The sequence below is a fragment of the Pseudomonas sp. HP_14 genome (assembly GCF_055283875.1).
Window position 1 is genome coordinate 142467 of record NZ_JBTOQI010000042.1, and the last position, 12108, is coordinate 154574.

Below are 12108 nucleotides of genomic sequence, written 5' to 3' on the forward strand. Positions count from 1 at the left end.
CCTTTAGAGGCTTTGTCCTCGATAAATGGGGTGGCGGGTGTTTGGGTAATGCAGGGCGCGTGTCTAAACCCTTGGGCAACAGGATTATGTATCAAGGGTGTGGTAAAAGCCGACAGCGGAACACCACGCCGAGATAACTGAGGCGTTGATTATTTCCAATGGGTCTTATTTCGTGCGAGGTGTTAACGCTGCCGCCCGCTAAACTTCCTATGCACTAATCAACGTTAGTGTCCCTTTAAAAAATCAGCCGTAACCCCTCCCACCATCCACCCACACGGCCAGCCCCCAACTGATCCCGCCTGGACAACAAACACGGCATATCCCGCAACCGGATCCACGCCTCATCCTGCCAACGCACCACGTTCAATTCGCCGGTCTGCCACGCCAATACCCCTGGCGTCAGGCCGTTGTGGCTATCCGAATTCGAGGCGTATCTCAATCGTGGCAGTACGCTGCAGGTCAGCCATTTGCGCAGCGGTAGATTGGCCGGGTTGGGGTGGTAGACGAGCAGGGCATACACCGCAGACTCACTGACCATCAGGGTTTCTTTTGCTTCGCCGTAGTAGCTCATCAGCACGTTGCGGCGCTGGTCGGGGGCGAGTTTTCGGGTGAAGCGTTCTTCGAGAAACAGGCCCATCATGCGGCCCAGATCCCGTGCGCAAAACCACGCCTGGCGGTCGATGAGCAGGCCGTGCAAGTGGTATTTATGGCGGTTGAACACCATGGGTTCTAAAGGCGGTTCCATTGCTGTCTGTCCGTATTGGCTTTAGTGAGAGACCAAAGGCGTCGGGAGCTAAGAACACCACTAAGAAGTGCCGGCATATTCCCCCGAAGGGTCTTGTATTAGCCGACTCCCGACATAACAGACATGCAAAGGCATTATGCGCCCGGGATAAACGAATTTATCGCGGGCACAAAAAAACCGCTGGCTGTCGTGGCGGGTGACGCTTAGCAGAGTTCTTAGGCTCAGGGCGCGCATGATTGGGCAGACGGTTTTGATCGTAAATGCTGGCACGTGTGTGTGGATGTGACCGACGGCGTGAGCCGAGTGATTTTCACAGCCTCTGTGATGCCACAGCCCGCCAGTACCGTGGCTTCCCCAAGTGGCGAGCCTGATAGAACGAAACATGACGCCCCGGGGCGCAGCTCATTGCCGAAGAGTCTAGCGATAGTCCGATTTGATCATTCCCAGGCGACAGCCTTCAACGATACTGCAAGTTGCTCACCCTTCGCGCTGACATAAAGCAGTTGTCAGGAACTCTGCCATTAGCCAATGCAGGTGAACGATGCACACCTACTCCGAACACTCCACTTATATCCCGGTCGCGATAACCCGCGTGGTTGACGACCGCTGCAACTCTCTCGCGAACCCCGGTACTGCTTATCACCCCAGCCTGATGCTTTTTGGCCAGGGACCCTCGAACAGAACGGTTTTCATACTGGATCATGGTGAACTGGCATGGACCACTGTGGTGGTGGGTGTAGGCGCCTGGACTAAGACCTGTACTGCTTCGAAAGGCCATCATCGCTTTAGCGTGTGCACCAGTGATGGCGATATATCGCCGGTCTGGGAGGTCACCGTTGAGGTACCGCGCCAAGTAAAACCGCCGGTTAGCTTCATGTCTTCGGACCGCGAGATCTATCGCATTGAATGGTGAGCCAATGGATAGCCGATCACGTCCCAGTACGTCTCTCGCGGTACCTGCTGCTACTACAGGTATCGTGGACAGTCAGAGCAACCGCTGCGGTCGAAGTGCCCTGCCTTGCCCGTATCGATAGGGCGCTCTTACATTCGAGGACAAGCTGGAATGCGGATTCGACTAAGCCGCCTGGCAGGCGGTTGTCAGCCTGGATCGCCGGATCAGATCGTTGGTGCTGACTGTTAAGCCGGGTACAGACTGGCTGTATGTGGATAACTTCACCTTTGCCTGAATACGCTCACCGGGCAGTTTGACCTGATCTGAACTCTGGCTTTTGCTAAACTGCGCAGCCTTCGAGGAGCTGCCATGAATTACCGTCACGCCTTCCATGCCGGCAACCACGCCGATGTACTCAAACACTTGATCATGACTCGCTTGTTCGCCCTGATGGCGCGCAAGGAACAGCCGTTCGCCTACATCGACAGCCACGCCGGGCTGGGCCTTTATGATCTCAAAGGTGATCAGGCCAGCCGAACTGGCGAATACCTGGAAGGCATCGCGCGACTGTGGAATGCGCCGGACTTGCCTGCATTGGCGGCCGATTACATGCAGTTGCTGCATGACATGAACCCCGATGGCGAACTGCGTTACTACCCCGGCTCCCCGGAAATCGCCCGCCGCTCGACTCGCGCCAATGATCGGGTGTTGCTCAACGAGAAGCACCCGGAAGACGGCCGCTTGTTGAAAGAGAACATGAAAGGCGACCGTCGTGTGGCTGTGCATCTGGGCGAAGGCTGGCATGTGCCACGTGCGCTACTGCCAGTCGGTGAGAAGCGGGCAGTGTTGCTGATTGATCCGCCGTTCGAACAGCTCGACGAGATGAAACGCTGCGCCGTGGCCCTGAAAGAAACCATCGGCCGTATGCGCCAGACCGTGGCTGCCATTTGGTACCCGATCAAGGACCCGCGTCTGCTCAAGCGTTTCTACCAGGACCTCGCAGAAACCGGTGCGCCGAAGCTGCTGCGTGTCGAGCTGTATGTCCACCCGCTGGACACCCCCGCCAGCCTCAATGGCTCAGGCCTGGTCATCGCCAACCCGCCTTGGGGCCTTGAAGAAGAACTGCGCGAGTTGCTGCCGTATCTGGCGCAGAAGCTGGGTCAAACCAAGGGTGACTGGAAGATGGATTGGTTGATTGCGGAGTGATGTTTAAACGGCTGCGGTAATACTGGGTAGGAGCGAACTTGTTCGCGAGGCGATGTTCCTGATTACGCAAAACAAAAGCCTCGCTAACAAATTGCCTAACCCAATCAATTCCCCGCGAGACTCGGCGGCATGCAAACACCCGTCCCGCCAATCCCGCAATAGCCCTGCGGATTCTTCGCCAGGTATTGCTGGTGGTACGCCTCGGCAAAGAACACAGTCGGTGCCTCTTCGATTTCGGTGGTGATTTCACCTAGCCCGGCTTTGGTCAGTTCAGCCTGATACACCGCGGCGCTGGCCTTGGCGGCGGCAAGTTGTTCTGGTGTGGTGCAGTAGATCACCGAACGGTATTGCGTGCCGATGTCGTTGCCTTGGCGCATGCCTTGAGTCGGATTGTGCAGTTCCCAGAACTGGGTTAGCAGTTCGTCGTAGCTGACTTTTTCCGGCTCGTAGACCACTAGCACGACTTCAGTGTGGCCAGTCAGACCGGAGCAGACTTCTTCGTAAGTCGGGTTAGGCGTGAAGCCACCGGCATAGCCGACGACGGTGCTGACGACGCCGTCCCGTTGCCAGAAGCGGCGTTCGGCACCCCAGAAGCAACCCAGACCGAAAATAGCGAATTCCACGTTTGCGGTGAACGGGCCCAATAGCGGGTTGCCGTTGACGAAGTGGGTTTCCGGGAGGGCCATCGGCGTTTCGCGGCCAGGCAGGGCTTGGTCGGCAGTTGGGAGTACGTTTTTGTTCACGAGAATTTCCGAGCGTAGAGCCATGAACCTTTTCCTCATGGTGGGATGCGGGCGGGCCGCGAAGGTAATCAGGGCGCGACTCCCGGTAGGAGCGAACTTGTTCGCGAGGCGATGTCAGTTTCGCCGTCTCGCTAACAAGTTGCCTCCTACCGAGGGCGGCGTGATGTCAGTTAGCAGCAAGTGTGCCCCAAACAAGCGGGCAGGGGGAAGCCTGTCAGGCAGACGGTCCGCGTGGGTAGCGGCGGAGTTTGGCGATCAGCTCTTCGCCACGGATCGGTTTGTCGAACAGATAGCCTTGGCCCACGTCGCAGCGATGGCGGCGCAGGAAGGTTAGCTGGGCGGCGGTTTCGATGCCTTCGGCGACCACTTTGAGCTTCAGGTTGTGGGCCATGGCGATCACTGCCGAGGTGATTTCCATATCGTCTTCATCATCCGGAATATCGCGGATGAAGCTGCGGTCGATCTTGATTACGTCGATCGGGAATTTTTTCAGGTAGCTGAACGATGAATAGCCGGTGCCGAAGTCGTCCATGGCCAGGGAAAGACCCATTTTCTTCAGGGAGTCCAATTGCTGGCGGGTGTCTTCAGTGGCTTCCAGCAACAGGCCTTCAGTCAGCTCCAGTTCCAGCAGCGAAGCGTCGAGCTGTTCTTCCTTGAGGATTGCAGCAATCGCGCCGACCAGTTCCGGGTCAGAGAACTGTTTGGGGGACACGTTGATCGCCACTTGCAGATTGCCGAAACCAGCGGCAGTCAGTTGCTTGCTCATCCGGCAGGACTGGCGCGCAACCCATTTGCCGATCGGGATGATCAGGCCGGTTTCTTCCGCCACACTGATGAACTGATCAGGGCGGATCATGCCTTTCTCTGGGTGGTTCCAGCGCAGCAGCGCTTCCATGCCGATCAGGCGACCGCTGAGCAGGCACAGTTTGGGCTGATAGAAGACTTCCAGCTCGTTCTGGGTCAGGGCGCGGCGCAGGTTGTTTTCAACGAACAGTTTGTAGCTGGCCTCGGCGTTCAGGGCTTCGGTGAACACCTGGACCTGATGCTTGCCGTTGGCTTTTGCCTTGTGCAGTGCCAGACCTGCGTTTTTCATCAGGGTCTGCGGATCACGGCCATGCAGCGGTGCGCAGGCCAAGCCTACAGAGCCGGTGACGCTAATCAACTGATTGTCGACGAAGATCGGCTTGTCCAGTGTCGCCAGTACCTGGCTGGCAATACTTTGCCCGGCATCAGGTCCGGTCTGATCCAGCAATACGGCGAATTCGTTACTGGCGAAGCGCGCCAGGACATCGCTGGGGCTCAGCGTGTTGCGCAGGCGTCGTGCAAGGCTGATCAGCAGTTTGTCGCCGGTCTGGTGGCCCAGGCTGTCGTTGATGCGCTTGAAGTTGTCGATGTCCACCAGCAACAGGCTCATGGGCGTGTCGCTGTCCCGGGTAAAACGCTCGTCCAGGGTACGAATGAATGCCGGCCGATTACCCAGGTTGGTCAGGTTGTCGGTATACGCCAAACGCTCGATGCGCTGTTGGGCCAGCTTGTTCTGGGTGATGTCTTCGTAGATGCCGATGTAGTGGGTCAACTCGCGGTTGTCGCCATATACCTTGGAAATCGATAGCTGGCCCCAGTAGGGTTCCAGGTTTTTACGCCGACTCTTGAACTCACCCTGCCAGCTGTTGCTGTTCGCCAGGCTGGAGTTGGCGTCCTTGAGCAAATCGTTAAGGTTCTCAAGGGCAGGCAGTTCCGAGAGCTTATAGCCGTGCACCTCGTCAGTGGTGTACTGGGTGATGGCTGTAAAACTCGGGTTAACGTACTCGACGACGCCATCGCAATTGACCAGCAGGAAGGCGTTGGCGCTTTGCTCCACTGCGCGCTGGAACAAATGCAGCGCGCTGGTGGCGGTGCGCCGGGTGTGGTTGTTGATGGCTTGGGCGAACTGGTCGGCGAGCTCACCGGCAAACGCAATTTCATCGGACTGCCAGGCGCGCGGTTCGCCGGTCTGCTCCAGGCACAGCACGCCCATCACCTGGCCGTCGATACGAATGCTCGCGTCGAGAATAGCGCTGATGTCACGCGGCTTTAGGCTGGAGGCCATTTCTTTGGTGCGCGGGTCCAGCTGGACGTCGTTGGCATCGATGGCGCGGCTGTTATGCAGCGCTTCGAGGTAGCTCGGATAACGGCTCGCGTCGACAGGCTCCGGCAAGCGGTATTCGCCCGTATCGCGGCGATATTCGGAGATAGGTTCAAGCATCTGGCCGTTGAGGTACCACATGCTTGCGCAGGAGATGTTGTAGATCTCGCAGGCGCTTTTGGTAATCAGTTCAGCTGCTTCCTGCAGGGCATTGTTGGTGCTGTAGCGCTGACGGGCGAGATGCAGGATCAGGTTTTGCTGTGCACGGACACGCTCAAGGTGCTCAAACTGTTCGCGCTGGGCTTGCTGATTGAGCTCCAGAGCGATTTGCAGGCGAGAGTTCTGGGTTTCCAGATCCGGATTGCTCGACAGGTCGGCATCAATCTCCAGGCCGTCGACCACCATCAGGTAGCCGCGTAACAGGTGCCGATTGTGCTGTTTATAGCCCTCACCAATTTCCACCACGCTGAGTGGGCCGCGAGCGGTATGCAGGGTGTAGCGCACGCTGTAGTGCGGTGTGGTGGCGAGTTGCGATTGGATGCTGTCGTGCAGGTGATAACGGGCTTCAGGTTCCATCAGGCTCGCATAAGGCGAGCCCAACAAGGCGCAGAGTTCCACGGCAGCCAGGCCGAACTGTTTTTCACAGTTTGGATCGAGGTAGAGCAGCGCCCAATTGGCCTCATTCAGCCGCTCGAAACGCAGCATGCCGAGCCGCGAGGGCACAGGCAATTGCGTCACTACCTCGGCCGCCGTTCTACCGGCAGCATCGGGTTGGCTCTTCATGAAGAAACTCGCTTTCGGAATACTGATCGCGTGCGGGCAAGGCCCTTTCTGATTTCGCGTGTGGCAAGGTTGCATCATGCAGCACTGGCTGACAAGGGAGCGCGGTGGCTTAGTGCTATAAATGTTTGAGATGAAGACGTCACTTGTATGCGTTATTCGAATTAAGTGCTCTAGATCAATGGTTTGGCGGGAGCAGGGTAAGAACGTGGATTAGCGGCATTTCGCCGCACTTTGCCAAATCGCACACAAAAAAAGCCCCGCCAGTTGGGCGGAGTTGAGGTCGAGCGGTTTGGCCGGGTGAAAATTACCGTATCGGTAGGAGCGAACTTGTTCGCGAAGCTGGCGACCGGGTGTGTCAGGTGCACACCTCGCGAACAAGTTCGCTCCTACCGGATTATGCGTTTCGCGCAGATGATTGAATCCTGGATAAAAAAAGCCCCGCCAGTTGGGCGGGGTTGAGGTCGAGCGGTTTGGCCGGGTGAAAATTACCGTATTGGTAGGAGCGAACTTGTTCGCGAAGCTGGCGACCGGGTGTGTCAGGTGCACACCTCGCGAACAATTTCGCTCCTACCGGGTTATGTGTTCCGTGCAGATCATGGGGGGGCGCAGACAGATAGGCGATTTTGTGTCCCATGCCGTTCAAAAGGCCCGCGACCGGATTATGCGTTTCGCGCAGATGATTGAATCCCGGATAAAAAAAGCCCCGCCAGTTGGGCGGGGTTGAGGTCGAGCGGTTTGGCCGGGTGAAAATTACCGTATCGGTAGGAGCGAACTTGTTCGCGCAGCTGGCGACCGGGTGTGTCAGGTGCACACCTCGCGAACAAGTTCGCTCCTACCGGGTTATGTGTTCCGTGCAGATCATGGGGGGGCGCAGGCAGATAGGCGATTTTGTGTCCCATGCCGTTCAAAAGGCCCGCGACCGGATTATGCGTTTCGTGCAGATGATTGAATCCCGGGCAAAAAAAGCCCCGCCAGGTGGGCGGGGTTGAGGTCGAGCGGCTTGGCTCGGTGAAAATGGAGCAGCATTCCTGGTTCTGTAGGAGCGCACGAGCAACGCGAGGCCGCGATGGCGATGTATCAGGCAGAACGCTATCGCTGCCTCGCGGTGCTCGTGAGCTCCTACAGGTCCTCGGCTTACAACAGGATCGTGCGGATATCAGCCAGCAAGTCGCTCAGGCGCTTGGTGAAGCGCGCTGCAGCTGCGCCGTTGATCACGCGGTGATCGTAGGACAGCGACAGTGGCAGCATCAGCTTCGGCTGGAAGGCTTTGCCATCCCAAACCGGTTGCATGGTTGCCTTGGAAACACCCAGGATCGCCACTTCAGGCGCGTTGACGATCGGCGTGAAGCCGGTGCCGCCAATGTGACCGAGGCTGGAAATGGTGAAGCAAGCGCCCTGCATTTCGTTCGCCGAGAGCTTCTTGGTACGGGCTTTTTCAGCCAGCACAGCAGCTTCGGCAGCGAGTTGCAGCAGGCTCTTCTTGTCGACGTCCTTGATGACCGGTACCAGCAGGCCTTCAGGGGTATCAACAGCAAAACCGATGTTCACGTATTTCTTGCGGATCACCGCTTTGCCGCTTGGTGCCAGCGAAGCGTTGAAGTCCGGCAGTTCCTTGAGCAGGAAGGCGCAGGACTTGAGCAGCAGAGGCAGGATGGTCAGCTTGACGCCCGCTTTTTCGGCAACGGCTTTCTGCGCGACACGGAAAGCTTCCAGGTCGGTGATGTCGGCCTGGTCGAATTGCGTAACGTGCGGAATATTCAGCCAGCTGCGGTGCAGGCCGGTGGCGCCCAGTTGCATCAGGCGGGTCATCGGCACTTCTTCGATTTCGCCGAAACGGCTGAAGTCGACTTCAGGGATTGGCTGGATGCCCGCGCCGCCGCTTGCGCCGCCTGCTGGAGCTTCCTTGGCCTTCTGCATCATGGCTTTGACGTAAACCTGCACGTCTTCTTTCAGCACGCGGCCGTGTGGGCCGGTGGCGCTGACTGCGCTCAGTTCAACGCCGAATTCACGAGCCAGCTGGCGAACCGCCGGGCCTGCGTGAACCTTGGCGCCGTCTTTGGCAGGCGCTTGTGGTGCAGGTGCAGTGGCTGGCGCTTCTGCTTTTGGCGCAGGCGCGGCAGCAGGGGCAGCTTCAGCCTTGGCCGGGGCCGCAGCAGCAGCTTGAGCCGGTGAAGCGGCAGGCGCGGCGCCCGCTACTTTCAATTTCAGGATCAGGTCGCCGGTGCCGACTTCGTCTTCGAGCTTGACGAGGATGGCTTCAACAACGCCCGCGGCTGGAGAAGGGATCTCCATGCTGGCCTTGTCGGATTCCAGGGTGATCAGCGATTGATCAGCGGCGATGGTGTCGCCAACCTTGACCATCAGTTCGATGATCTTGGCTTTGCCCGACGAACCGATGTCCGGTACGTGGATGTCTTGTACGGTTTCAGCGCCGGCAGCAGCTGGCTCGGCGGCGGGTGCAGGAGCAGCGGCTTCAGCTGGCTTTTCAGCAGCAGGTGCAGCAGCGGCCGGAGCAGCGGCTTCAGCAGGCGCAGCGGCCGCTTCGCCTTCAACTTCCAGCTCGAACAGCTCGTCGCCTTCTTTCAGGCGATCGCCCAGCTTGACCTTCATGGTCTTGATGACGCCAGCCTTGGGAGCAGGGATTTCCATGCTCGCCTTGTCCGACTCCAGCGTCAGAACGCTCTGGTCGGCTTCGATGCGATCGCCGACCTTGACCATCAATTCAATGACTTCACCTTCACCGTTGCCGATGTCGGGTACGCGAATTAGCTCACTCACAATGTCTCTCCTTCGGAGAACCTGTTCACTCTCGATTGCGCTGTGTAAGTCAGTTACAACAAAACAGCCTCCAATGCTCATTTACGCCCGTAAATTCCGCATCTTCAGCTGCTTTGTCGCTCCTCTTTCAGCGCGTTATACGATCTCGAAGCAGACTCTTAACAATCCAGTGGGTTGCGTTTTTCAGGATCGATGCCGAACTTGGTGATGGCTTCAGCCACGACTTTAGGTTCGATATCGCCACGATCAGCCAAGGCTTCCAGAGCGGCCAGCACAACGAAGTGACGGTCGACTTCGAAGAAGTTACGCAGTTTCTTGCGGCTGTCGCTGCGGCCGAAACCGTCAGTGCCCAGAACTTTGTATTCCTTGGTCGGAACCCACTGACGGATCTGGTCAGCGAACAGTTTCATGTAGTCGGTCGATGCAATCACTGGACCTTTACGGCCAGCGAGGCATTCTTCAACGTAGCTTACGGCTGGCTTCTGGCCAGGGTGCAGGCGGTTGCTGCGCTCTACGGCCAGGCCGTCGCGACGCAGTTCGTTGAAGCTGGTAACGCTCCAGACATCAGCACCGATGTTGAATTCGTCACGCAGGATTTTCGCCGCTTCGCGAACTTCACGCAGGATGGTGCCCGAGCCCAGCAACTGGACGTGGTGCGCCGCTTCCTTGGTGTCTTCTTCGAGCAGGTACATGCCCTTGACGATACCTTCCTCGACACCGGCCGGCATGGCTGGCTGGGCGTAGGATTCGTTCATCACGGTCAGGTAGTAGAAAACGTCCTGCTGTTCTTCGAACATCCGGCGCATGCCGTCCTGGATGATCACTGCCAGCTCGTAACCGTAAGTCGGGTCGAAGGTGCGGCAGTTCGGGATGGTCGACGCCAGGATGTGGCTGTGACCGTCTTCGTGCTGCAGACCTTCGCCGTTCAGGGTGGTACGGCCGGCGGTGCCGCCGATCAGGAAACCACGGGTGCGGCTGTCGCCAGCGGCCCATGCCAGGTCACCGATACGCTGGAAACCGAACATCGAGTAGAAGATGTAGAACGGAATCATCGGCTGGTTGTGGCTGGAGTACGAAGTACCGGCAGCGATGAAGGAGGACATAGCGCCTGCTTCGTTGATGCCTTCTTCGAGGATCTGGCCTTTCTTGTCTTCGCGATAGAACATCACTTGTTCTTTATCGACTGGCTCGTAGAGCTGGCCGACGGAAGAGTAGATGCCCAGTTGGCGGAACATGCCTTCCATACCGAAGGTGCGGGCTTCGTCCGGGATGATCGGCACGATGCGCGGGCCAACTTCCTTGTCCTTGACCAGTTGCGAGAGGATCCGCACGAAGGCCATGGTGGTGGAAATTTCGCGGTCGCCGGAACCGTCCAGGATTGCCTTGAGGGTTTCCAGTGGCGGAGTCGGCAGGCTGAAGCTTTCAGCGCGACGCTGTGGAACGAAGCCGCCCAGCGCAGCACGACGCTCGCTCAGGTAACGGGCTTCGGCGCTGCCTTCTTCTGGCTTGAAGAATGGCAGGGCTTCCAGCTGGTCGTCTTTGACCGGGATGTCGAAGCGATCACGGAAGTGACGCAGGCTGTCGACATCGACCTTTTTGGTGTTGTGCGCAGTGTTTTTCGCTTCGCCAGCACCGGTACCGTAACCTTTGATGGTCTTGGCCAGAACCACGGTCGGTTGACCTTTGTGGTTAACAGCCTGGTGGTACGCCGCGTACATTTTGTACGGGTCGTGGCCGCCACGGTTGAGTTTCCAGATTTCGTCGTCGGACAGATCAGCAACCATCGCCTTGAGTTCTGGCGAGTTGAAGAAGTGTTCACGGACGAACGCGCCGTCTTTGGCTTTGTAGTTCTGGTACTCGCCGTCGATGACTTCGTCCATACGACGTTGCAGGATACCGTCGACGTCTTTGGCCAGCAGTGGGTCCCAGAAGCGGCCCCAGACTACTTTGGTCACGTTCCACTGAGCACCGCGGAACACGCCTTCGAGTTCCTGGATGATCTTGCCGTTGCCGCGCACCGGGCCATCAAGGCGCTGCAGGTTGCAGTTGACGACGAAGATCAGGTTGTCGAGTTTTTCACGACCGGCCAGCGCGATGGCGCCCAGGGATTCCGGCTCGTCGGTCTCGCCGTCACCCAGGAAGCACCAGACTTTCTGCTTGCCTTCAGGAATGTAGCCGCGATGTTCCAGGTACTTCATGAAGCGCGCCTGGTAGATCGCCTGGATTGGACCCAGACCCATGGATACGGTCGGGAACTGCCAGAAATCTTTCATCAGCCACGGGTGTGGATAAGACGACAGGCCGTTGCCGTCGACTTCCTGACGGAAGTTGTTCATTTGTTCTTCGGTAATCCGGCCTTCCATGAACGCACGGGCGTAAACGCCTGGCGATGCGTGACCCTGGAAGTAGATCAGGTCGCCGCCGTGCTCGTCGGTCGGGGCCTGGAAGAAGTAGTTGAAGCCGATGTCATACAGCGTTGCGCTGGAGGCGAAGCTGGAGATGTGACCGCCCAGGTCAGGGTCATTCAGGTTGGTTTTAACAACCATGGCCAACGCGTTCCAGCGGATCAGGGAGCGAATGCGGCGTTCCATGAACAGGTCGCCAGGCATGCGTGCTTCGTGAGTCACCGGAATGGTGTTGCGATAAGGCGTGGTGATGGCGTACGGCAGCTGCGAACCACTACGGGTGGCCAGCTCGCCCATACGGGTCATCAGGTAGTGAGCACGGTCTTCGCCTTCTTTGTCGAGAACCGATTCCAGGGCGTCCAGCCATTCCTGGGTTTCGACGGGATCGAGGTCTTGCATGGCTTGCTCCAGGGCGGAAAGGCTTCCAGAAT

Annotated in this window: 7 protein-coding genes; 2 read left to right on the forward strand and 5 right to left on the reverse strand. The window is 58.1% G+C overall.

Features of this window, described 5'->3' with window-relative positions; all coding sequences use genetic code 11:
- Positions 1 to 235: 235 nt before the first annotated feature.
- On the reverse strand, positions 236 to 745 hold the full coding sequence (locus ACYASS_RS21190; protein WP_463587566.1) for a BRO-N domain-containing protein: 510 nt from the start codon (positions 743 to 745) through the stop codon (positions 236 to 238).
- 541 nt (positions 746 to 1286) lie between these two features.
- Here ACYASS_RS21190 and ACYASS_RS21195 point away from each other — a divergent pair.
- Entirely contained in the window at positions 1287 to 1658 is a 372-nt protein-coding gene (locus ACYASS_RS21195; RefSeq protein WP_463587567.1) for a hypothetical protein, read from the forward strand.
- 348 nt (positions 1659 to 2006) lie between these two features.
- Positions 2007 to 2843, forward strand: a complete 837-nt coding sequence (locus tag ACYASS_RS21200) for a 23S rRNA (adenine(2030)-N(6))-methyltransferase RlmJ (protein WP_463587568.1) — start codon at positions 2007 to 2009, stop codon at positions 2841 to 2843.
- Between the two features lie 104 nt (positions 2844 to 2947).
- Here the strand turns inward: ACYASS_RS21200 and msrA are convergent, their stop codons facing one another.
- The 4 genes from msrA to aceE all read right to left on the reverse strand — a co-directional run bounded on the left by msrA (position 2948) and on the right by aceE (position 12076).
- Positions 2948 to 3610, reverse strand: a complete 663-nt coding sequence (gene msrA, locus ACYASS_RS21205; RefSeq protein WP_255877656.1) for a peptide-methionine (S)-S-oxide reductase MsrA — start codon at positions 3608 to 3610, stop codon at positions 2948 to 2950.
- A gap of 190 nt (positions 3611 to 3800) precedes the next feature.
- Complete coding sequence (locus tag ACYASS_RS21210; RefSeq protein WP_463587569.1) at positions 3801 to 6494, reverse strand: sensor domain-containing phosphodiesterase; 2694 nt, start codon at positions 6492 to 6494, stop codon at positions 3801 to 3803.
- A gap of 1134 nt (positions 6495 to 7628) precedes the next feature.
- Positions 7629 to 9272, reverse strand: a complete 1644-nt coding sequence (gene aceF / locus ACYASS_RS21215) for a dihydrolipoyllysine-residue acetyltransferase (RefSeq protein WP_463587570.1) — start codon at positions 9270 to 9272, stop codon at positions 7629 to 7631.
- 158 nt (positions 9273 to 9430) lie between these two features.
- Positions 9431 to 12076 carry a pyruvate dehydrogenase (acetyl-transferring), homodimeric type gene (gene aceE / locus ACYASS_RS21220; protein WP_243244320.1) on the reverse strand — a complete coding sequence of 882 codons (2646 nt, stop codon included), beginning with the start codon at positions 12074 to 12076 and terminating at the stop codon, positions 9431 to 9433.
- Between the last annotated feature and the right edge of the window lie 32 nt (positions 12077 to 12108).

Bases quoted from the DNA above. Each gene is read 5' to 3' on its own strand.
- ACYASS_RS21190 (WP_463587566.1), bottom strand. From the start codon at position 745: ATGGAACCGCCTTTAGAACCCATGGTGTTCAACCGCCATAAATACCAC.
- ACYASS_RS21195 (WP_463587567.1), top strand. From the start codon at position 1,287: ATGCACACCTACTCCGAACACTCCACTTATATCCCGGTCGCGATAACC.
- ACYASS_RS21200 (WP_463587568.1), top strand. From the start codon at position 2,007: ATGAATTACCGTCACGCCTTCCATGCCGGCAACCACGCCGATGTACTC.
- msrA (WP_255877656.1), bottom strand. From the start codon at position 3,610: ATGGCTCTACGCTCGGAAATTCTCGTGAACAAAAACGTACTCCCAACT.
- ACYASS_RS21210 (WP_463587569.1), bottom strand. From the start codon at position 6,494: ATGAAGAGCCAACCCGATGCTGCCGGTAGAACGGCGGCCGAGGTAGTG.
- aceE (WP_243244320.1), bottom strand. From the start codon at position 12,076: ATGCAAGACCTCGATCCCGTCGAAACCCAGGAATGGCTGGACGCCCTG.